This window comes from Streptomyces sp. NPDC008238 (assembly GCF_042956445.1).
In the GTDB taxonomy this organism is placed as follows: Bacteria; Actinomycetota; Actinomycetes; order Streptomycetales; family Streptomycetaceae; genus Actinacidiphila.
Genome location: NZ_JBIBGK010000018.1, coordinates 140,766 through 160,210, shown reverse-complemented (window position 1 = coordinate 160,210; position 19,445 = coordinate 140,766). Strand labels below are relative to the sequence as shown.

Here is a 19,445-nt window from a genome sequence, read left to right as displayed (position 1 = left end):
CACCTTCGCGCCCGCGGCTCGCCCTGCACCCTGCTGGCGATCACACCCGGGTGACAAGACGAAAGCCGGGGGGAGTACGCGCAGTTGCACAGATGGGAAGCCGAAGTACGCGCGGAGGGCACCGAAGTGCCCGACGTGGTCCCGGTTCCGGCGGAAGGGCCGCTTCGTACGGCCGTGCCGCCCTCGTCGCGTACGCCCCTCGCACTCCCGGTGGCTCCCGCGGCCGCGGACGGCCGGCACTCGCGGTGCGGCGGCGGCCGGGCCACCGGATACTGCTCACGAGCGACGCTGGAGGTCGGCGATGGGGCGTTTCGACGGGAAGACCGCGGTGGTCACCGGGGGGACCAGGGGCATCGGGCTGGCCGCCGCCGAACGCCTCGCCGCCGAGGGCGCGCACGTCTTCGTCACCGGCCGCAGGCAGCCGGAACTGCGTGACGCGGTCGCGGTGATCGGCCCGGACAGGGCCACCGCGGTGCACGGCGACGTCGCCGTCCCCGCCGACCTGGACCGGCTGTACGCCCGGGTCGGGGCCGCCGGACGGCGGATCGACGTCCTCTTCGCCAATGCCGGCGGGGGCCGGATGGCCCGCCTGGAGGACGTGACGGAGCGGGACTTCGACGACACCTTCGGGGCGAACGTCAAGGGCGTGCTCTTCACCGTCCAGAAGGCACTGCCGCTCCTCAACGACGGCGCCTCGGTCATCCTCACCGGCTCGACGGCGGGCAGCGGCGGGGCGGAGGGCTTCACGGTCTACAACGCCTCGAAGGCCGCGGTGCGCTCCTTCGCCCGGACGTGGGCGAACGAGCTCAAGGGGCGCGCCATCCGGGTGAACACCCTGAGCCCGGGGCCCGTCGAGACCCCGGGGGTCCACACCCTGGCCCCCGGCCCCGAGGAGAACCGCCGCCTGCTGGATGGTCTGGTCGCCACGGTGCCGCTCGGCCGCATGGGCCGGCCCGAGGAGGTCGCCGCCGTGGTCGCCTTCCTCGCGTCCGACGAGAGCAGCTTCGTCACCGGGGTGGAGCTCTTCGTCGACGGCGGCCAGCGACAGGTGTGACCCCGCTCCTCCCCCGCCCCGCCGCGCCCCACCGGGGAGACGGCCGCGGACGGCCCTGCTTGACACCCGCCGCAGGCCGACCTAGTTTCATATCGACCACTACATAACTCGCTCACCCCCACCCCCGACGCGACGCATGCGAACGCGACGCGAAAGGCGCCACAGGCGTCTCCTGCGGCGAAATGTAACAACAACAGTTACAACGAGGCGGGCGATCATCGATCGCGATACGGAGCAATTCCATGGGACAGCTTGACGGCAGGACCGCCATCGTCACGGGCGGCACCAGCGGCATCGGCCTGGCCACCGCGCGGCGGTTCGCCGCCGAGGGCGCATACGTGTTCGTCACCGGCCGCCGCAAGGACGCACTCGACGCCGCCGTGGCGGAGATCGGACCCCGCGCCACCGGTGTCCACAGCGACGTCGCCGACCCGGCGGCCCTCGACCGGCTCTACGACGCCGTCGCCCAGGCGGGGCGCCGTGTCGACGTGCTGTTCGCCAACGCGGGCGGCGGCAGCTTCTCCACCCTGGAGCAGGTCACCGAGCAGCACTTCGACGAGATCTTCGGGAGCAACGTCAAGGGCCTGCTGTTCACGGTCCAGAAGGCGCTGCCGCACCTCAACGACGGAGCCTCGGTCATCCTCACCGGCTCCACCGCGGGCTCCGTCGGCAGCGAGGCCTTCGGCGTCTACGGCGCGTCGAAGGCGGCGGTGCGCTCCTTCGCCAGGACCTGGGCCAACGAACTCAGCGGCCGCTCGATCCGGGTCAACTCCATCAGCCCCGGCCCGATCGACACACCTGGCATCGACGGCCTCGCGGCCGACGCCGAGGGGAGGGCACAGCTCAAGGGCTTCCTCGCCGGCCAGGTGCCGCTCGGCCGGATGGGCCGGCCCGAGGAGGTCGCCGCCGCGGCCGTCTTCCTCGCCTCGGACGAGAGCACGTTCGTCACCGGCGTCGAACTCTTCGTCGACGGCGGGGCCAACCAGGTCTGAGCACGACCGGGGCCTCCCTCCCCCGGGCGGCGCCGGGGACGGCCGTCTCCGGCCCCGCCCCGCCCGGCCCCGCGTCGGGCGACAACCGCACGCACCGCCACCACCGGCACCACCACCAGCACAGACGGGACACACGATGGACTTGGGACGGACAGGAATCTGGAGCATCGAGCTGCGCACGGCCGACCCCGGCGCGATCGAGGACGCCGCGGCCGAACTCGACGCGATGGGCTGGGGCACCCTGTGGATCCCGGGGCTCGGCGGCGGTGACGTCCTGGGCGACTCGGAGCGCCTGCTCGCCGCCACGCGGACGGCGCGCATCGCGGTCGGCGTGCTCAGCATCTGGCGCCACCGTGCCGCGGAGATGGCGGCGGGCCACGAGCGCCTGCGGCAGCGGTACGGCCGCCGGTTCCTGCTCGGCCTGGGCGTCAGCGACGCGGCCGCCGCGCAGGGCGCGGGACGCCCCTACCGGCCCCTGTCGGACATGGGCGCCTACCTGGACGAGCTCGACGGGGCCCCGGCCCCCGTACCGGCCGAAGAGCGCGTCATGGCGGCGCTGGGGCCGAAGATGATCGGGCTCGCGGGACGCCGCACAGCGGGTGTGCACCCGTTCATGGTCACCCCCGGGCATTCGGCGGCCACCAGGGAACTGCTCGGTCCCGGCCCCCTTCTGGCGCCCTATCAGGCGGTCGTTCCGGAGCGTGATCCGTCCAGGGCCCGTGCCGCCGCCCGCGGCTTCCTGGGGACGTTCCTGGCCATGGACCACTACGCCCGCAGCCTGCTGCGCCAGGGCTTCACCGAGGAGGACCTGGCCGCCGGCGGCAGCGACCGGCTCATCGACAGCGTCGTGGCCTGGGGCGACACCGAGGCCATCGGCGCGCGCGTCCGCGACCACCACCAGGCCGGGGCCGACCACGTCTGCCTGCACGTCGTCGGGACGGACTCCGCCGTCCCGCTGGCCCAGTGGCGGGAACTCGCGGCGCTCGCCGGCTGAACCGGCGGGCGGCCCGCGGTGCCGGCGCCCTTCCCGGGCACCCGGTTGCACGGGGCCGCGGGTCACCGCCGCCGGACGAGCGCGTCGGGGAGCACGTCGGCGACGGTCGTCGGGGCGAGCTCCGCTCGATGCCGCCGTGCGGGCCGTCGTGCACCTGCCGCAGGGTGGAGCCGGAAGAGCGTGCCGTCCCGACCGCCCGTGGGGTTCGCCCAGGCAGCGCCCGATGACCACGGGTTCGGTGTCGACGCTGCTTGCGATGCGCTCCGACGTGGCCGCCGGGCCGTCGTCGCGTCGGTCCGGCGCCGTCCGCGCGAGCACGTGGACAGCGACGGCCGGCCTGCTGTCGGCGCTCACGCCACGCCCGCGGACCGCCTCCTGGCCGATGTCAGCCGGCCACCGGCTCCGCGGGCCAGGCGCCCAGCGCGAGCTCGACGACCCGGTGCAGTTCCTCGCGGGTCGCACCGCCCGCGGCCTGAACGGCGAGGCCCTGGTACACGGTGATGAAGTAGCGCGCCAGATCGGCCGGATCGGCCTCGGAGGGCAGCTCTCCGTCGGCCTTCGCCTTGTCCAGCCGCAGACGGAGCGCCGTCTCGCCGGCGGCCCGGCGTGCGGTGAGTTCGTCGCGCACGGTCTGCGATCCGGGCGACGCGGCGAGCCCTCCCTGCACGGTGAGGCAGCCAGGGGGGCAGTCGGGCCGGGTCGTGGCGTCCGCGGCGCCGTGCAGCAGCCGCTCCACGACCCGGCGCGCGCCGGGCTCGGCGAAGGCCTCGCGGATGTACCGGGCGGGGCCGTCGGCGTAGTGGTCGAGGACCCGCTTGAACAGCTCCTCCTTGTTGCCGAAGGCGCCGTAGAGGCTCGGCGGGTTGATGCCCATGGCCCGGGTGAGGTCCGAAATGCCGGTGCCCTCGTAGCCCTGGCGCCAGAACACCTCGAGCGCCCGGTCCAGGACCTCGTCGACGTCGAAGGCGCGCGGCCGTCCTCCCGCCATCGTGACCTCCCGACCCGTCGATCTGTAACGCCCGCTATATTACCGCGCCGACGAGGGCGCGGGAGACGGACCCGCGCCGCCCGGCCGTCCGCAACCTGGCCGGTCAGGCCTCGCCGCCGCCCATGAGACGGCCTGGCCCGGCATAATTCCCGGGCCGCCGGGCGGCAGGGGTGAAAGGCTGACCCGGAATCCGCAACGGAGGAAGTGAGCATCCAGTGACCGACGACGACCGCGTGGGCCCGCCGCTGCTGGGCGGGGAGCGCGAGACGCTCCGGGCGTTCCTCGACTACCACCGCGCCACGCTGGCCATGAAGTGCCGGGGGCTCTCGGACGAGGAACTCCGGCAGCAGTCGATGCCTCCCTCGACCCTGTCGCTGCTCGGGCTCGTGCGGCACATGGCGGAGGTGGAACGCGCCTGGTTCCGCCGGGTGTTCGAGGACAACGACGCGCCCATGGTGTGGTCCGACAGGATCGACTTCCAGGCCGCCTACGACGCGAGCGCGTCCACCCGGGCCGAGGCCTTCACGGCCTGGGAGGCCGAGGTGGCGAACTCCCGGCGGATCGAGGAGGCGGCCGCGTCCCTGGCGGTGACCGGGCGCCAGCCCCGCTGGGGCGAGGACGTCTCCCTGCGGATGGTGATGGTCCACGTCCTCCTCGAGTACGGCCGCCACAACGGGCACGCGGACTTCCTCCGCGAGGGCGTCGACGGCACCGTGGGCGCCTGACCGCCCGCGGCGGAGCCGGGGCACCGGCGACGCCGGGGCCACGGCCCGGGGTGGCCGATCGCGCGGGCGCCGGAGAAGCTGGGCGTACCGGGCGTTCGGAAAGCCCGTGAACGGACCGAGGTGATCACCGATGTCGGACGAGAGCGTGAACCACCCGGGTCTGATCGTCCCGGTCGGCCACGTGGAACCCGTACCGCGGCGCATCCGGGCGCAGCTCGGGGGCCGTACCGTCCTCGACACCCGGCATGCCCTGTACGTGTGGGAGTGGCCCGGCTACCCGCAGTACAGCATCCCCCTGAAGGACCTCACCGGGGCGGAGCTCACCGACGACGGCCGGGCCGGCCGGCTCGGCCCCGGCCCGGCGCGCCGCCATTCGCTGCGCGTAGGCACCGAGGTCCGCGAGGGCGCCGCCTGGGTGTGGGACGAGGGCGCCCCGGACCGGCTCCTGGGCACCGCGCGCTTCCGCTGGGAGGCCCTCGACGCCTGGTACGAGGAGGACGAGCAGGTCTTCGTCCACCCGCGGAGCCCGTACACCAGGGTGGACGCCCTGCGCTCCTCCAGCGGCGTCCGCGTGGAGGTCGAGGGCACCGTCCTCGCCGACGCCCCGCACGCGGTCACCCTGTTCGAGACGGGCCTGCCCACCCGGTACTACGTCGAGCGCGTCCACGTCGACTGGAGCCGGCTACGCCCCTCGGACACCGTCACGCGCTGCCCCTACAAGGGCACGACCAGCGGCTACTGGTCGTTCGACGGCGAGGGCGCCACACACGAGGACATCGCCTGGGCGTACGACTTCCCCACCGCGGCGTGCGCCCCGGTCGCGGGCATGGTCGCGTTCTACAACGAGCACGTCGACCTCTACGTGGACGGCGTGCCGCTCCGCCGCCCCATGGCGACGTCCCGCGACGCGTGGGACCGGCGGCACCTGTGACGGCCTGAGACGAAGCGGCCTGAGACGAAGCCCACGCCCGGCACCGCGGGCAGCGACTTAGGCTGGCCGCATGTCTCAGCAGGTCGAAGTCGTGCAACTGCTGGTGTCGCCCGCGCACCGGTACATGGGGCGGCCCTCGGACGGGCCGTCGGCGGCGGCGGACGGGGAGCTGGTGCGCAGCGCCGAAGTGCGGAGCGGGCTCGGGCTCGTGGGCGACCGCTACTACGCGCGGCCGGCCCACCGCAACGCGGCCGTCACCATGATGGCGGCCGAGGGCCTCCCGCTGGACATCGCGCCGGGGACGGACCTGCGGCACACCCGCCGCAATGTGCTGCTCCGCGGTGTCGACATCGACGCGTACGTGGGCACGACCGTGGAACTGGACACCGGGGCGGGGCCGGTCCGGTTCGCGGTGCGGCGCCCCGCCCGGCCCTGCGCCTGGATGGACGCCGTCATCGGCCCGGGGGCGCAGCGCGCGCTTCGGGGCAGGGGCGGGGTGCGCTGCACGCCGCTGAGCGACGGGGTGCTCGCCCTGGGCCCGGCCGAGTTCCGGGTCGTGGAGGACCCGCGGGAGGCGCCGTAACGCAGGCGCGTGGAACCCGTCAGGCCGCGGGGCGGGAACCGGACGGCCCGGCCCGGCGTCATTGCTGCGTGCGATCACTGGGGCGAACGGATCATGGGCGGGCGCAACGCGGACCGGCGGATCACGGCCGGGCGGCTACGGTGCCGGACGGCCGCGGATGGCGCGGCCGCCGCCGCTGGGACGGGGTGCCGGCGGCGCTCGCGCTCCTGCTGGCGCTGCTGATCGTGTGCCATGGGGCGGTGCCGAACGGTCCCGGCCGGCCGGGGAGCCTGCTGGAGACGTTCCTGCCGTGGCTGGGCGCGGGCGTCCCCGTCCTGCTGTGCGTCGCCCTGCTGCGGCGTTCGGGCGTCGCCCTGTGCGCGCTGCCGGTGCCGGTCGCCGCCTGGTCGGTGGTCTTCGGGGGGCTGCTGGTCCCGCACGGCGGTTCCGCGTACGACCTCGTCGCGGTGCAGCACAACGTCAGTGACGAGAACGCCGATCCGAGGGGCACGGCACGTCAACTCCTGTCGGCCGGTGGCGACATGATCGCTGTGCAGGAGCTGACGCCGTCCCTCCTGCCGCAGTTCCGCGCCGTCCTGGACGGGCCCTACCCGCACCACGTCACCTTCGGCACGGTCGGGTTGTGGTCCAGGTATCCCCTGGTGGACGGGCGCAGGACCGACATCCGGCCCGCGGACCTGGGCGAGGACTGGGACCGCGGCCTGCGCGCGACCGCCCGGACGCCGCATGGGGACGTCGCCGTGTACGTGGTCCACCTGCCCTCGCTCCGCCTCGGCGCGAGCGGGTTCGGCTCCGCCAGGCGGGACGAGAGCGCCGCCCTCCTCGGCGCCGAGATCGCGGCGGAGCCGCTGGAGCGGGTGATCCTGCTGGGGGACCTCAACGGCACGGTGGACGACCGGGGACTCGCCCCCCTCACCTCGCGGCTGCGCGCCCCGGAGTCGGGGCTCGCGTTCAGCTGGCCGGGGCGGTTCCCACTGGCGCGGATCGACCAGGTCCTGGCACGTTCCGCGACGGTCTCGGACGTACGGACCCTGCCCGCGACCGGGAGCGACCACCTGCCCGTCGCCGCCCGCATCCGCTTCTGAGGCCGGCCGGGTGAATCCCGCGCCAACGAACCGTTTATGACGATCCATCAGCGATGGGCCGGATGTCAGGCTGGAGTCATCAGCGGGCACGGCGAAGCACACTGACGACCCGTCAGCAGCTTCGGCGCCGGGAGGAGCGATCCTCCGCCGCCCCGCTGACGCAAGATTAACTGATCGTCCGTCACCCGGTTGGACATCTCTTCACATTTTTCTTATCCGGGTCGCCACACCCCCTCTCACCTGCGGAAACTCCCCACATGACGCCACGGCCCCACCCCATTCGGCCGTACACCTCCGCCGGTCTCGGGGTGCGGAGCGGCCGCCGATGATCGCCATATAGGTCTCGAGGACGCGCTGGCAGTCGTGCCGGGGGCCACATCCCGCCTGCCCCGTCCACAAGGAGGTTCAGCTCCATGCGTGGTGCTCGTATCCTGGCGATGGCGACCATGACGGCCGCGGCGGTCGTCCTTCCGAACTCGCAGGCGTTCGCCGTGGTCGACGTCAACGTCGCCCAGAGCGGACGCTCCGTCACCGTCACCGCCAGCTCGGAGGTTTGCCAGGCGCCCGGCGCGATGGTGAACGCCAACGCCTTCCCGTCCGGCCTGCTGCGCAACGCGCTCGCCCTGAGCGCGACCACCCCGGGCGGCCCGCTCACCGGCACCTTCACGATCCCGGAGGACGCGCCGGCGAACACCTACACGATCACCGTCAGCTGCATGATCGGCCCGAAGGCCGACCAGGGCAGCGTCGGCACCCTCACCGTTCCCGGCACGACCAGCACCAGCGGCGACCGCGACGGCGGCACCAACACGAACACGAACAACAACACCAACAACAACAACAGCAACAGCAACCACAACAACGACAACGACAACTACGACAACGGCGACGACAACGACGACGAGTACGGCGACGACTACGAGGACGACTACGGCAACTACGGCCGCGGCCACGGGCACGACAAGTGCTCATGGGGCGGGCACGGCCGGGGCGGCCACGGAGGCCGCGGTGACGACAACGGCGACGACAACGGCCGCGGCGGGTACGGCGACCGCGGCGGCCACGGGGACCGGGACCGCAAGTGCCACAAGCGCCACTACGGCCACGGCGGCCGTGACAACGACCGCGACAACGACCGTGACAACAACAACGGCAACGGCAACGACAACGACAACGACTACGGCGCTCCCGACACCGGCTTCGGCGGCGGCTCGACCGGCATGAACACCGCCGAGAGCCTCGTCGGCGCCTCCCTCCTGGCCGCCGCGGCGGCGGGCGGGGTGTTCCTGCTGCGCCGCCGTCGCACCCAGGGCGGCGAGGCCTGACGCCCCGCACCCCTCCGCACGGCACTCCGCCCCGGGCCCGCACACGGGCCCGGGGCGGGCTGCCGTCCACCGCCTGTCGGCCGCACGGACGCGGCCCGGCGGCCGGCCGGCGGGCGCGGCGCCGTTCACTCCACCGGCCCAGGCGAACGCTCCCGCCGGACACGGTGCGTGGTGCACTGATCACGCCCCGGCAGGTGAAGGAGAGACGTGGCGATGACGGAAGCCCGGACCACCGGCCCCATATCCCGCGGACCCCGGCGCGGGCGCCACCACGCGGCGCTCGCCGTGCTCTGGACCTGCGCACTCCTGGTGACCGCCTGCGCGGCGGACCCGCCGGGGCGCCGCGCGGGCCACGGCCCGGCGGGGCCCACGGGCACCGGCACCACCGCGGCCGTTCCCCCCGGGCTGACCGGCTACTACCGGCAGGAGCTCGACTGGAGGCCCTGCCCGGAGCAGCCGTCGTTCCAGTGCACCACCCTGCGGGCCCCGTTGGACTACGCCCACCCGCAGGCGGGCGACATCCGTCTGGCGGCGACCCGCAGGAAGGCGACCGGGACCGGCCCGCGCATCGGCTCGCTGCTGTTCAACCCGGGCGGCCCCGGGGAACCCGCGATCACCTCGCTGTGGTCGTACGCCGGGTCCTTCTCACCGGCCGTACGGGCCGCCTACGACCTGGTCGCCGTCGACCCGCGCGGGGTCGGCTCCAGCACCCCGGTCCGATGCGCCACCGGCACGGCCGGCGCCCTTCCCGGCGTGCGGGGCGCGGCGCGCACGGCCGGTCCGGACGCCGCCGGAGCCGGCGCGGCGGAACCGGACTTCGCGGCGGCCGACGCGTCGGCCCGGGAGACCGCCGACGCGTGCGAACGCGGCGCCGGGCCGCTGCTCCCCCACGTCGGCACGCTCGACTCGGCCCGCGACATGGAACTCCTGCGGGTCCTCCTCGACGACGAGCGGTTGCACTACCTCGGCTTCTCCTACGGCTCCTACCTCGGTGCGAGCTACGCCGGCCTCTACCCGTCGCACGTCGGGCACATGGTGCTCGACGGCGCCGTCGACCCCACGCTCGACGGCGTCCACAGCCTGCTGGGCCAGGCCCGGGGCTACCAGATCGCCTGGGACTCCTTCGTCGCCGACTGCGCCGCCCGACCGGCCTGCCCCGTGGGCCACTCGGCCGCCGAGGCGGGCCGCGCGCTGGACGCGCTGGTGGAGGGCCTCGACCGCGCGCCGTTGCGGCAGGGCAAGGACGTCGTCGTCGACGGCGACACCCTCGTCAACGCGGTCACCACCGGACTCATGGCACCCGCGTGGGAGAAGCTGCGCACCGCGCTCCGCGAGGTGCGCACCGGTGGCACCACTGCCGTGCAGGAACTCAGCGGGGCCTTCGAGGACTCCGGCTTCAGCGGTGACGCGTACCTCGCGATCACCTGCCTCAGCGGCAGCCTGGGGCCGCGCGCCACTCCCGCGCAGGCGCGGGCCGCACTCCCCGGATTCGTGCGCGTCTCGCCCCGCTTCGGCAGGTACTTCGCCGAGCAGTTGTCGACCTGTACCCACTGGCCGGTCCCCGCGGACCAGCCGGCAGGTCCCGTCACCGCGCACGGGGCGGCGCCGATCCTGGTCCTCGGCACCACGCGCGACCCGGCGACCCCCTACTCCGAGGCCCGGGCCCTGGCCCGTCTGCTCTCCTCGGGCCGGCTGCTCACCTACGACGGCGACGGCCACACCGCCTACCTCAGGTCGGTCGGATGCGTCGACGACGCCGTCGACCGCTACCTGACCGGCGGGCGGTTGCCCCCGCCGGGCACGGTCTGCACCTGACGTCCCCGACGAGGTTGGGGGGCGCCTCGGGGTCGACCCTGATGTCCCGGGGACGGCACACGCGATGTGCTGGAGGCCCGCGCCACCGTCCCCGCATCCCAGGAGGAGCCCCATGCCCGTTCCGAGGGCGCTCGCATGAACGGCGGCCTGCTGTCCCTGGCGGCGGCCCTGCTGTCGGCGGTCTGCTACGCGACGGCGGCCGTCACCCAGGAGCGCACCGCCGCCGGGAAGAGGCCGACGGGCCGGCTGTGGACGCTGGCGCTGGTCCTCCAGGCCGCCGGGGCGGGGCTGCACGCGGTCGCCCTGCGGTACGGGTCGCTGACCGTGGTGCAGGCGCTCGGCGCGCTGACCCTCGTCCTGGCACTGCCGCTGCACGCGGCCGTCGGGCGGCGCCGGGTGCGGCCGCGGGAGTGGCGCGGGGCGGCGCTGACCGTCCTGGGGCTGGTGGCGCTGCTGCTCTCCACGGCCCACCCGGTACGGAACGGGCGCTGGGCGGCGCTGAGTTGGTCCTGCTGGCCGCGATCACCGCGGCCGCGGCCCTGGCACTGACCCGGCTGCCCTGGGGGGCCGACCGCTCGGTGCCGCGCGCACGGCGCTTCGCGGCGGCGGCGGGCGCGGCGTTCGGGATCGCCTCGTGCCTGACCCAGGGCCTCGCGGTGCGCCTGGCCGCCCAGGGGCTCGGGGCCGCCGTCGCCGACCCGATGCTGCTGGTCGCGGGCGACTGCACCGGCGTCCTGGCGATCGCGGGGATGGTGTGGTCGCAGGAGGCGTACCGCGGCGGGCTGGGCGTCGCGCTGGCGACGGTCACGCTGGCGAACCCCCTGGTGGCGGGGTGCGTCGGTGTCCTGCTGCTCGGTGAGGGCTTCCGGGGGGGCTCGGTGGGCCTGGCGGTGGCGCTGGCGGGGGCGCTGGCCGCGGGGCGGGGGGTGGTGGTGCTGTCCCGGCCGACGCCGGCGGCGGGCCGCGCGCAACGGGTGCCGGGCCCGCGGACGGCGTCGCCCGCGGTCGCCGACTAGCCGGGGACGAGGGCCAATTCCCGGCGCGCGACCGCCCGGTGGGTGCAGCATGTCCGCAGTCCGGTCGTGGCCGGGCCGCGCGCCTCGTCCGAGGGGGGTCCCATGTCGCACTGCGTCTGTCCCGCCGTGCTGCCGTCCCGGTGCCGCCCCTGCGCGCACACCCTTCCGCGGCTGGCCGCCTCCGTGCTGATGGCGCTGGCCGTGCTCGTCTCGGCCGGTCTGGGCTTCGCCGTGCACCGGGCGGAGCGCGCGCAGGCGCTGGCCGAGCGGGGCCACCGGCACCTGGTGGCGGGCATCGCCCTGGAGGCGACGGGGCCGGTCTTCCACGAGCACGGCATGCGCTCCGTACCGCCGGCCCGCGCCGGCTGGGAGTACCCGCGCGGCCGCGCGCACTCCGGTCGGGTCCCGGTGGGGCGGCCCGTCGAGGCGGGCGACCGGATACGGATCTGGGTGGACGACCGCGGCTCGCCGGCGCCGGAGCCCCGCAGCACGGCCGCGGCCCGGGGGGCGGGCCTGGTACTGGGCGTCACGAGTCTGCTGCTGTGGTCCGCGGTGGCGTGGGGCGTCCACCACTGCGTGGCCGCCCTCGCGCTGCGCGCGCGGCTGCGGACGTGGGAACGGGAGTGGGAGCGTGTGGAACCGCTGTGGTCGGGCCGGACGCCGTGACCCCGGCCGTCGGGGCGGGCGACCGGCTCAGAGGAAGAGCCGCAGGACCCGCAGACCCCGTACGGGGTCCTCGCCGGGACCCGCCTTCAGGTCCTGCGGGGGTTTCCAGTCGGCGTGCAGGGCGGCCCAGAAAACGGTCCAGGCCTGGGTCTCCGTCGGCCCGCGCCCGACCGCGTCGGTCCCGGGACAGCTGACCACATAACCGTCGCCGTCCTGCTGGATCGTCACCGCCGGCTCGACCATATGGCCCACCTCGCGTCCCGGTGCACCCGAATCACGTCAAGGGTCACCCGGTCGGCGCCGACGCGCAACAGCGCTCCGCGTGGGCCGTCCGGGGGACGCGGCGAAGCCGCTGGCGGACGGGGGCGGCCGCCGCCGGGAGGACCGGCGGCGACCGCCCGGGGTCTTGCGGGGTCCCGGCGGCGGCTCGCCGGCCGGTCGCCGGGAGCCGCCCACGCCGTCACCAGGCCAGGACCGCGCGGCGGAAGCCCTCGGCGAGCTGGCGCAGCCCCCTGGCCGCGTAGGCGAAGACCGGGCGGAAGGCCGGGGCGGTAAGGCCGGGCCGGTGGGAGGTGTCGCTCATCTCGGGCGGCCCTTTCTGGAACGTGCGCGGTGTGCGTCGGGACGGTCGTCAATACGGGAGGGGCTTTCCGGACGGTGTCCGCAGGTCGATCGGAGGGCGCGACGGCGCCGGCTTCTTCGGTCGCTGGACGCGGATGCGGCGCATGGTCATCACTCCTTCGGGAACGCGGCCCGTGCAGGCCGGACCTCTTCAGTCCTACGCCGTGGACCCTGGGGCCCGCGTGAGAGAACATCCCCGAAGCCACCCCTATGCCCGGTTCATCCCTCCTCCCTTGGGGTGAGACGTGGCCCCGGAGCACGAAGTCGCTGCTCAGGGGGCCTACATGGAAACGCGCGGGCATCTCTGCAGGGAGGGGGCCGGCGGCGCTTTACCACGTCCTTGCTTATATAAGCCGCTGCTGACATAGTGACGGACGTGCACGCATTCGACGTACTCGGGGATCCGGTGCGGCGCCGCATCCTGGAGCTCCTCGCCTCGGGGGAGCAGCCGTCCGGCGCGATCACCGAGGTCATCAGAGGGGAATTCGGCATCTCGCAGCCCGCGGTGTCCCAGCACCTGAGGGTCCTGCGGGAGAACGGCTTCGCCGTGGTGCGGGCGGAGGGCACCCGCAGGCTCTACGCCGTCCAGGCCGCGCCGCTGCGCGAGGTCGACGCGTGGCTGGAGCGCTTCCGCGGCTTCTGGGAGCAGCGGCTGGACGCGCTCGGCACCGAGCTCGCCCGGGGGCGCCGGGAACGGCGCCTGGCACAGGAACAGCGGCAGCCGGGGACGGGACAGGCCCGGGACCCCGGAGGGGAACGGGAAGACACCGCATGAACATCGTGGACGAGATCAACGCCATCCACCGCGCGACCGGCAGCCGGGAGGTCTCCGGCGAGGAGGCGCGCACCGTGCTCCTGAGCCGCACCTACGACGCGCCCGTGGAGGACGTGTGGGACGCCTGCACCACCGCGGAGCGGATCGGGCGCTGGTTCCTGCCGGTCACCGGGGAGCTGCGGCTCGGCGGCCGTTACCAGTTGCAGGGCAACGCCGGAGGTGAGGTCCTGCGCTGCGAGCCCCCGAAGCTGCTCCGCGTCAGCTGGGCCATGGGCGGGGCGCCCGGCTTCAGCGAGGTGGAGGTACGGCTGACCGCGCGCGACGAGGAGCGGACGCTCCTGGAACTGGAGCACGTCGCCGTCGCGCCGCCCGGCATGTGGGACCAGTTCGGGCCCGGCGCGGTCGGCGTCGGCTGGGACCTGGGACTGCTGGGCCTCGGCCTGTACCTGGCCGGTGCCGCCGTCGGGCCCGAGAAGGCCGAGGAGTGGCAGTTCTCCGACGAGGCACGGGAGTTCATGACCCGCAGCAGCCGGGCCTGGGGCACGGCGTACGCCGCATCGGGCGCCGGCGAGGACACGGTGGCCGCGGCGGTCACCGCCACGACCGGCTTCTACGTCCCGGCACGGCCCGAGTAGGCCCCGCCGGCCGGTGGGCCGGTGGGCCGGTTGCCCCGCCCCGGCCCGCCGGTTTAATGTCGAAACCGGGAGAGGCGGGCGATGCAGAAGAAGGACTTCAGTGACGGACCGTGCCCTGTCGCACGGACCCTGGGCGTCGTGGGCGACTGGTGGTCGCTGCTGATCGTCAGGGACGCGCTCAATGGGGTGCGCAGGTTCAACGACTTCCACCGCGGCCTCGGCTGCGCCAAGAACATCCTGAGCAGCCGCCTCGGCAAGCTGGTGGAGCACGGGGTGCTGCGCACGGTGCCCGCCGCGGACGGGAGCCCCTACCGGGAGTACGAACTCACCGAGGAGGGCAAGGGCCTGCGCCTCGTGCTGCTCGCCCTGCGCCAGTGGGGCGAGACCAACCTCTTCGAGCCCGGCGAGGAGCGCACCACCGTCGTGGACCGGGCGACCGGCCGGCCGGTGGCCCCGCTGGAGATGCGCGACGCCGACGGCCGGCCGCTCGGCCCCGACGACGTCGAGTTGCGGGCCCCGGCGCCCTGACCGGTCGGCGGGGTGCCGGACCGCGACGGGGGAGACGCGGTCCGGCACCCGCACCACACGCCTGACCGCGATGGCGCCGTTCATGCGCGCCGGGCACGGCCGGTCAGCGAGGCCCGCCCGGCGCTCAGTGCGGGCGGCCGGCCGGTTCCAGGACGAAGACCGGGATCTCGCGGTCGGTCTTCTTCTGGTAGTCCGCGTAGTCGGGGAACGCCTCGACGGCGCGGTCCCACCACAGGGACTTCTCCGCGCCGCTCACCTCACGCGCCGTCATGTCCCCTCGCACCGGGCCGTCCTGGAGCTCCACCCTGGGGTCGGCGAGCACGTTGTGGTACCAGACGGGGTTCTTGGGGGCGCCGCCCAGGGAGGCGACCACGGCGTACCGTCCGTCGTGCTCCACCCGCATGAGGGGGGTCTTGCGGATCTTCCCGCTCTTCGCGCCACGGGTCGTCAGGATGACCACGGGCAGCTCCCGCATCGTCGTCCCCTCGGTACCCCCGGAGCTCTCGTACCGCTCGACCTGCTCGCGCACCCAGGTCTGCGGACTCGGTTCGTACTCGCCCACCAGTGGCACGGGGTCCTCCTCCGTCTCGGTCGTGCTGTCCCGCCCCATCCTCCCCTGCCCGCCGCCGCGTTGCGACCGAGGCGGGCGGAGCCCCCGGTCCTCCGCACCTCCCGCGCCTCCCGTGCCGCCACGTGCCGGAAAAGGGCGCGCATGGTGGCGGCGGGTCGGGGCACACGCGGGGTCAGGAGGTTGACGACATGGTTCCCTTGCTGGTTGTCCTGCTGCTGGCCCTGATCCTCTTCGGGGCGGGTTTCGCGCTCAAGGCCCTGTGGTGGATCGCGCTGATCGTGCTGGTCGTGTGGCTGCTCGGCTTCGTGTTCCGGGCCGCCGAGGGCGGCGGACGGCGCCGCTGGTACCGATGGTGACCTGACGGCGTCACCACAGCACGAGGGGCGGGGTCCCCGGCCGCGTAAGGCGGCCGGGGACCCCGCCCCTCGTGCGTGGCCCACCCGGCCGGACCGCGCGGCAAGTGCCGTGGACGGGGCGCCGGTTCAGGCGGGGCTCGCCGCTCACCTCGGCCACGGCCACCACGCGGAGTCCCGTCGCCGCGCGCGCCTCGCCGTCGTCGAGCATCCGTTCCCGGACCGCCGGTTCGAGCGCCGCAGGTTCGAGGACCGCAGGTTCGAGGACCGTCGGTTCGCAAGCGCCGCCGGTTCGAAAGCGCCGCCGCGCCCCGTTCGACGAGCCGGCCGACAGGAACAGGTGACTCGTGGACGGCGCCGATCCGCCCCACAGCCGCACAGCGGGAACGGACCGGGCCCCGGCGCTCCCCCGCCGTGGGCCGTCCGGGTGACGCGCCCCCGAGGGGGTCGGCGCAGCTCGGACGCCCCGCATCCCCTGGTGGCGGTATGCCCCGGCAAGCGGTTTTTGTCCGGTGGTGGTTTGCTGCGCTTGGCGGCGGACCTGTTCTGAGAGCCCCCTCCATGGAGCCGCCGTCCCATCCCCCCTTTTCCGTCACAGCTCAAGGAGAAGCTTGATGTCGGTCTACACCCCCCAGCAGTACGGTCAGCAGCCGCAGCAGCAGTACGGTCAGCAGCCCCAGCAGCAGTACGGCCAGCAGCAGTGGCAGCCGTGGGCAGGCCAGCAGGGCTACGGGCAGCAGGGCATCGCCCAGCAGTTCATGGGCCCCCAGGGCTACGGCCAGCAGCACTTCGGCCAGCCCGGCATGGGGCAGGGCCAGCAGCAACTGCCGCTGCTGGTGACCGAGTTGTCGCTGCGCTGTGCGGCCACGGCGGTCAACGCCATGGTCGAGCAGGTGCGCGTCGACCCGCAGATCATGATGGGCATCCAGTCGCAGGGCCAGATCCCGCCGCACGCGTGGAGCAGCGTGCTCACCGAGTGTGCCCGCCGCATCGCGCCGGTCGTGCACAGCGCCCTCTGCCAGATCGCCCAGGGCCAGCAGTACGGCCAGCAGCAGTACGGCCAGTTCCAGAACGGCCAGGCGCCGTACGGGCAGTCGCCCTACAGCCAGCACGTCGGTCAGATGCCGCTCGGCATGTGACCGGTCTCCCGGTCGGCCGCGGCGGCCCTCGTGGGCTGCCCCGGCCGGCCGGGGCGTCCGGCCGCGGCAGCGGCGCGGTGTGGTCCAGCGCAAGGTGATCGGTGAAGGCGGAAGCGTGATGAGTGAGCAGCAGGGCAACGGCGGTACGGCGAAGGGGCAGGGCGGCGCCAAGGGCGGCCGCAGGCCCGGTGCCGGAGCGGAATCCGGCGCGGCGAACGGAGCGGGCACCGGACCGGGCGGAACGCAGCGGGACGGCGCTCAGCCGTACCCGGGCATGGCCGGGACGCACCCCGGGCAGCCGGGACGGCCGGGCCACGGCGGCCGGGGCCGGTACCTGGTGGCCCCCCGGCCGGCACCCTGGCTGACCGCGGGCGTGCCGTCCGTCGATGCCTCGGCGCTGTTCGCGCTGCTCGAGGAGGACCCGGAGGTGGAGGTGGTCGCCCAGGTGCACCCCTCGCCCCGCTCCCGCGGGCTGGAGGCGATCGCCGAGCCCCACCCGGTGTGCCCCCCGGTGGCCGTGGTGACGATGCTGCACGAGCGCGCCCGGGCGCTGGCCGCCAACCCCCAGCTGGTGGTCGAGGCCGACCAGCCGCTCGTCCACCCGCCGGCTTCCTCGGCGCGGCCCGCCGTGCCGGTGCCGGACCCCGCGACGGAGGTCATCCTCCAGGAACCGTCCCGCGTCACCGTGCGGGTGACCAGCCGCGGTCAGGGTGTGGCGGACGCGCAGGTGTGGGCGACCGGCACCGGTTCGACGGCGTACGCCGTCACCGGCGCCGACGGCCGGGCGGAGCTCGCGCTCCCGGCCGACACCCCCGCGACCTTGCGCTCCCTGTACGTGCGTCCGGCGCGCGACCACTGGCCGGTGCGCACCGGCCGTCCGTTCCCGGACGACGTCACCCTGACCGGGGCCGAGGTGGAGGTGGTGGTCCGCTCCCTGGCGGAGACCTTCGAGGGCTTCCCGGACCGGCCGCTCACCGGCTGGGGCCGGCAGGCGATGCGCCTGAACGAGATCCCCCCGACCTACCGCGGCCACGGGGTGTCCGTCGCCCTGCTGGACTCCGGGGTCGACACCGCGCACCCGGACCTGAAGGACACCGTCCGTTCCGGGGCCGACTTCACCCCCGCGGCCGACGACGCGGGCTGGCGGACGGACGCGACGGGTCACGGCACGCGCTGCGCCGGCGTCGTCGCCGCCGCGGACAACCGGACCGGGGTCACCGGCATCGCCGCGGACGCCACGGTGCACGCGCTCAAGCTCTTCCCCGGTGGCCGTGTCGCCGATCTGCTGCGCGCGGTGGACCACTGCATCGCCCACGACATCGACGTCGCGCAGATCAACGTCACCTATGAGCAGCCCTCGCAACTGGCGGCGTGGAAGCTGATGGACGCGCACGCGGCCGGCATCGCCGTGATCGCCCCGGCGGGCGACACCGGGGGCGCGCTCAGCCCGCTCGCCGCGCTGCCGACCGTACTGGCCGCCGGCGCCCTGGCGCACACCGGCACCTATCCGCCGGACAGCCCGGCGGCGGCCACCCAGCCACCGTGGCCCGGCCCCTACCCGGCGCCCTTCACCCCCACCGGGCCCGGCGTGGACCTCACCGCGCCCGGCGCGGCGGTCGTCACCACGGCACCCGGCGTCGGCTACGCGGTCGCCGAGGGCACCGCCATCGCGGCGGCCCACCTCACCGGTCTGGCCGCACTGCTGCTCGCACACCACGAGCACCTGCGCGCCACGCCGTACCCGGGCGGCGCGAACCGCGCCGACCAGCTGACGACCTTGATCCGCGCCGCCTGTCGCCCGCTGCCCGTCACCGAGCCGCTCCGCGTCGGTGCCGGGCTGCCCGACGCCCCGACCGCACTCGGTCTCGGCACCCCGGCGGGGATGCCCGCCCCGGGCCCCGACCCCATGGCGACCGGTTCCCCCTCCCCCAACTGACCCCCGCCCCGCGGACGGTGGTCCGGCTCCGCCTCCCGGACCACCGCCCTCCCGCGCACCCGGGTGACCGTCACCGGCGTCACCGTCACAGCTGCGGCAGGGTCTCCCCGCAACGGCGGGGGCGTCGGTGGTCGAGCCAGAGGACGTAGCCGCGCAGATAGGCTTCGAGACCGTCGTCGAGGTACGCGACGAAGTCGCGGTGCCCGCGGGCGGCGTCCTGGTAGTGCCCCCGGTAGGTCTCCGCGGCGTTGTGACCCCAGCCCGGATGCGCGGCGGCGCCCCAGTCCGCCGCGATGGCCACCGCCCACTCGCGGACGCGGCCCCGGTCGCGCCACCACGCGCGGACGAGCTGGGGCGTCCAGTGGTCGTCGCCGTCCCAGCCGTATCCGCTGTACAGCTCCAAGCGGGCGGCCGCGACGAGGGCCTCCGTCTCGGCCTCGTTCACCGGCTGGCGGAACACGAACTCCGCACCGAAGCCGCCACCCAGGTCGTCGTCGTACGCGATGTGGCGCGGGGCGTCGAGCCTGCCGGTCGCCATCGAGTCGGTGGCCGCACCGTAGAACGGGCCGGGGACGTTGCGCCAGTTGCGGTCGGCCCAGTCGCCGCAGAAGACCTCCCGGCCCGGTTCCGCAAGGGCCAACAGGCGCCGGGCGGTGGGGAGCGGATCCCAGTAGGCCTGCACGGCGCCTCCCCCATCGGTCGACGGCACCAAG

At 74.7% G+C, this 19,445-nt stretch carries 23 protein-coding genes; 18 read left to right on the top strand and 5 right to left on the bottom strand.

Going from position 1 to position 19,445, the window contains the following annotated elements; all coding sequences use genetic code 11:
* The first annotated feature begins 301 nt into the window (after positions 1-301).
* The 3 genes from ACFZAU_RS29725 (at position 302) to ACFZAU_RS29715 (ending at position 3,040) form a co-directional block, all read left to right on the top strand.
* The gene (locus tag ACFZAU_RS29725) at positions 302-1,054 is read left to right on the top strand and encodes an SDR family NAD(P)-dependent oxidoreductase (protein ID WP_500554670.1); all 753 of its coding nucleotides are present in this window, start codon (positions 302-304) and stop codon (positions 1,052-1,054) included.
* A gap of 242 nt (positions 1,055-1,296) precedes the next feature.
* Positions 1,297-2,046 (top strand): glucose 1-dehydrogenase, encoded by a 750-nt coding sequence (locus ACFZAU_RS29720; RefSeq protein ID WP_500460198.1) that lies wholly within the window; start codon positions 1,297-1,299, stop codon positions 2,044-2,046.
* A 136-nt stretch (positions 2,047-2,182) separates the two neighbouring features.
* Positions 2,183-3,040, top strand: a complete 858-nt coding sequence (locus ACFZAU_RS29715) for a TIGR03620 family F420-dependent LLM class oxidoreductase (protein ID WP_500554669.1) — start codon at positions 2,183-2,185, stop codon at positions 3,038-3,040.
* A 385-nt stretch (positions 3,041-3,425) separates the two neighbouring features.
* On the opposite strand, the gene ACFZAU_RS29710 is transcribed toward ACFZAU_RS29715, so the two are convergent.
* Positions 3,426-4,028: a TetR/AcrR family transcriptional regulator gene (locus ACFZAU_RS29710; protein ID WP_500554668.1), complete on the bottom strand. Its 603-nt coding sequence runs from the start codon at positions 4,026-4,028 to the stop codon at positions 3,426-3,428.
* A 215-nt stretch (positions 4,029-4,243) separates the two neighbouring features.
* Between ACFZAU_RS29710 and ACFZAU_RS29705 the strand changes: the two genes are divergently transcribed.
* The 9 genes from ACFZAU_RS29705 (at position 4,244) to ACFZAU_RS29665 (ending at position 12,174) form a co-directional block, all read left to right on the top strand.
* On the top strand, positions 4,244-4,753 hold the full coding sequence (locus ACFZAU_RS29705) for a DinB family protein (protein WP_499611631.1): 510 nt from the start codon (positions 4,244-4,246) through the stop codon (positions 4,751-4,753).
* A gap of 130 nt (positions 4,754-4,883) precedes the next feature.
* Positions 4,884-5,684, top strand: a complete 801-nt coding sequence (locus ACFZAU_RS29700; RefSeq protein WP_500554667.1) for a DUF427 domain-containing protein — start codon at positions 4,884-4,886, stop codon at positions 5,682-5,684.
* Between the two features lie 70 nt (positions 5,685-5,754).
* Positions 5,755-6,267 carry a molybdenum cofactor biosysynthesis protein gene (locus ACFZAU_RS29695; protein WP_500554666.1) on the top strand — a complete coding sequence of 171 codons (513 nt, stop codon included), beginning with the start codon at positions 5,755-5,757 and terminating at the stop codon, positions 6,265-6,267.
* 140 nt (positions 6,268-6,407) lie between these two features.
* Positions 6,408-7,352: an endonuclease/exonuclease/phosphatase family protein gene (locus ACFZAU_RS29690; protein ID WP_500554665.1), complete on the top strand. Its 945-nt coding sequence runs from the start codon at positions 6,408-6,410 to the stop codon at positions 7,350-7,352.
* 413 nt (positions 7,353-7,765) lie between these two features.
* Positions 7,766-8,677 carry a GVDTG sorting domain-containing protein gene (locus ACFZAU_RS29685; RefSeq protein WP_500554664.1) on the top strand — a complete coding sequence of 304 codons (912 nt, stop codon included), beginning with the start codon at positions 7,766-7,768 and terminating at the stop codon, positions 8,675-8,677.
* Positions 8,678-8,890: 213 nt separating this feature from the next.
* Entirely contained in the window at positions 8,891-10,492 is a 1,602-nt protein-coding gene (locus ACFZAU_RS29680; protein WP_500554663.1) for an alpha/beta hydrolase, read from the top strand.
* Between the two features lie 135 nt (positions 10,493-10,627).
* Complete coding sequence (locus ACFZAU_RS29675) at positions 10,628-11,041, top strand: hypothetical protein (RefSeq protein WP_500554662.1); 414 nt, start codon at positions 10,628-10,630, stop codon at positions 11,039-11,041.
* The gene (locus ACFZAU_RS29670; protein ID WP_500554661.1) at positions 10,996-11,508 is read left to right on the top strand and encodes a hypothetical protein; all 513 of its coding nucleotides are present in this window, start codon (positions 10,996-10,998) and stop codon (positions 11,506-11,508) included. Before ACFZAU_RS29675 ends, ACFZAU_RS29670 begins: the two co-directional genes overlap by 46 nt.
* A 102-nt stretch (positions 11,509-11,610) precedes the next feature.
* Positions 11,611-12,174 (top strand): Rv1733c family protein, encoded by a 564-nt coding sequence (locus ACFZAU_RS29665; RefSeq protein WP_500554660.1) that lies wholly within the window; start codon positions 11,611-11,613, stop codon positions 12,172-12,174.
* 27 nt (positions 12,175-12,201) lie between these two features.
* Here the strand turns inward: ACFZAU_RS29665 and ACFZAU_RS29660 are convergent, their stop codons facing one another.
* Both ACFZAU_RS29660 and ACFZAU_RS29655 read right to left on the bottom strand, forming a co-directional pair.
* Positions 12,202-12,417, bottom strand: coding sequence for a hypothetical protein (locus tag ACFZAU_RS29660; RefSeq protein ID WP_500554659.1), 216 nt, complete (start codon positions 12,415-12,417; stop codon positions 12,202-12,204).
* 217 nt (positions 12,418-12,634) lie between these two features.
* Positions 12,635-12,757: a hypothetical protein gene (locus ACFZAU_RS29655; protein WP_500554658.1), complete on the bottom strand. Its 123-nt coding sequence runs from the start codon at positions 12,755-12,757 to the stop codon at positions 12,635-12,637.
* A 405-nt stretch (positions 12,758-13,162) separates the two neighbouring features.
* Between ACFZAU_RS29655 and ACFZAU_RS29650 the strand changes: the two genes are divergently transcribed.
* The 3 genes from ACFZAU_RS29650 (at position 13,163) to ACFZAU_RS29640 (ending at position 14,733) form a co-directional block, all read left to right on the top strand.
* The gene (locus tag ACFZAU_RS29650; RefSeq protein WP_500554657.1) at positions 13,163-13,570 is read left to right on the top strand and encodes an ArsR/SmtB family transcription factor; all 408 of its coding nucleotides are present in this window, start codon (positions 13,163-13,165) and stop codon (positions 13,568-13,570) included.
* Positions 13,567-14,205, top strand: coding sequence for an SRPBCC family protein (locus tag ACFZAU_RS29645; RefSeq protein WP_500554656.1), 639 nt, complete (start codon positions 13,567-13,569; stop codon positions 14,203-14,205). The genes ACFZAU_RS29650 and ACFZAU_RS29645 overlap by 4 nt, the downstream gene beginning before the upstream one ends.
* Before the next feature lie 81 nt (positions 14,206-14,286).
* Positions 14,287-14,733 (top strand): winged helix-turn-helix transcriptional regulator, encoded by a 447-nt coding sequence (locus ACFZAU_RS29640; RefSeq protein WP_500554655.1) that lies wholly within the window; start codon positions 14,287-14,289, stop codon positions 14,731-14,733.
* 124 nt (positions 14,734-14,857) lie between these two features.
* Here ACFZAU_RS29640 and ACFZAU_RS29635 read toward each other — a convergent pair whose 3' ends face one another.
* Positions 14,858-15,304, bottom strand: a complete 447-nt coding sequence (locus ACFZAU_RS29635) for a nitroreductase family deazaflavin-dependent oxidoreductase (RefSeq protein ID WP_500554654.1) — start codon at positions 15,302-15,304, stop codon at positions 14,858-14,860.
* A 188-nt stretch (positions 15,305-15,492) separates the two neighbouring features.
* Between ACFZAU_RS29635 and ACFZAU_RS29630 the strand changes: the two genes are divergently transcribed.
* From ACFZAU_RS29630 to ACFZAU_RS29620, 3 genes are all read left to right on the top strand, one after another.
* Complete coding sequence (locus ACFZAU_RS29630) at positions 15,493-15,660, top strand: hydrophobic protein (RefSeq protein ID WP_361005477.1); 168 nt, start codon at positions 15,493-15,495, stop codon at positions 15,658-15,660.
* A gap of 611 nt (positions 15,661-16,271) precedes the next feature.
* Positions 16,272-16,796: a hypothetical protein gene (locus ACFZAU_RS29625; RefSeq protein ID WP_500554653.1), complete on the top strand. Its 525-nt coding sequence runs from the start codon at positions 16,272-16,274 to the stop codon at positions 16,794-16,796.
* 118 nt (positions 16,797-16,914) lie between these two features.
* Positions 16,915-18,732, top strand: a complete 1,818-nt coding sequence (locus ACFZAU_RS29620) for a S8 family serine peptidase (protein WP_500554652.1) — start codon at positions 16,915-16,917, stop codon at positions 18,730-18,732.
* Between the two features lie 85 nt (positions 18,733-18,817).
* Here the strand turns inward: ACFZAU_RS29620 and ACFZAU_RS29615 are convergent, their stop codons facing one another.
* Positions 18,818-19,414 (bottom strand): ferredoxin, encoded by a 597-nt coding sequence (locus tag ACFZAU_RS29615; protein ID WP_500554651.1) that lies wholly within the window; start codon positions 19,412-19,414, stop codon positions 18,818-18,820.
* Positions 19,415-19,445 lie beyond the last annotated feature (31 nt).

Bases quoted from the DNA above. Each gene is read 5' to 3' on its own strand.
- ACFZAU_RS29725 (WP_500554670.1), top strand. From the start codon at position 302: ATGGGGCGTTTCGACGGGAAGACCGCGGTGGTCACCGGGGGGACCAGG.
- ACFZAU_RS29720 (WP_500460198.1), top strand. From the start codon at position 1,297: ATGGGACAGCTTGACGGCAGGACCGCCATCGTCACGGGCGGCACCAGC.
- ACFZAU_RS29715 (WP_500554669.1), top strand. From the start codon at position 2,183: ATGGACTTGGGACGGACAGGAATCTGGAGCATCGAGCTGCGCACGGCC.
- ACFZAU_RS29710 (WP_500554668.1), bottom strand. From the start codon at position 4,028: ATGGCGGGAGGACGGCCGCGCGCCTTCGACGTCGACGAGGTCCTGGAC.
- ACFZAU_RS29700 (WP_500554667.1), top strand. From the start codon at position 4,884: ATGTCGGACGAGAGCGTGAACCACCCGGGTCTGATCGTCCCGGTCGGC.
- ACFZAU_RS29695 (WP_500554666.1), top strand. From the start codon at position 5,755: ATGTCTCAGCAGGTCGAAGTCGTGCAACTGCTGGTGTCGCCCGCGCAC.
- ACFZAU_RS29685 (WP_500554664.1), top strand. From the start codon at position 7,766: ATGCGTGGTGCTCGTATCCTGGCGATGGCGACCATGACGGCCGCGGCG.
- ACFZAU_RS29680 (WP_500554663.1), top strand. From the start codon at position 8,891: ATGACGGAAGCCCGGACCACCGGCCCCATATCCCGCGGACCCCGGCGC.
- ACFZAU_RS29675 (WP_500554662.1), top strand. From the start codon at position 10,628: ATGAACGGCGGCCTGCTGTCCCTGGCGGCGGCCCTGCTGTCGGCGGTC.
- ACFZAU_RS29665 (WP_500554660.1), top strand. From the start codon at position 11,611: ATGTCGCACTGCGTCTGTCCCGCCGTGCTGCCGTCCCGGTGCCGCCCC.
- ACFZAU_RS29660 (WP_500554659.1), bottom strand. From the start codon at position 12,417: ATGGTCGAGCCGGCGGTGACGATCCAGCAGGACGGCGACGGTTATGTG.
- ACFZAU_RS29655 (WP_500554658.1), bottom strand. From the start codon at position 12,757: ATGAGCGACACCTCCCACCGGCCCGGCCTTACCGCCCCGGCCTTCCGC.
- ACFZAU_RS29645 (WP_500554656.1), top strand. From the start codon at position 13,567: ATGAACATCGTGGACGAGATCAACGCCATCCACCGCGCGACCGGCAGC.
- ACFZAU_RS29640 (WP_500554655.1), top strand. From the start codon at position 14,287: ATGCAGAAGAAGGACTTCAGTGACGGACCGTGCCCTGTCGCACGGACC.
- ACFZAU_RS29630 (WP_361005477.1), top strand. From the start codon at position 15,493: ATGGTTCCCTTGCTGGTTGTCCTGCTGCTGGCCCTGATCCTCTTCGGG.
- ACFZAU_RS29625 (WP_500554653.1), top strand. From the start codon at position 16,272: ATGTCGGTCTACACCCCCCAGCAGTACGGTCAGCAGCCGCAGCAGCAG.
- ACFZAU_RS29620 (WP_500554652.1), top strand. From the start codon at position 16,915: ATGAGTGAGCAGCAGGGCAACGGCGGTACGGCGAAGGGGCAGGGCGGC.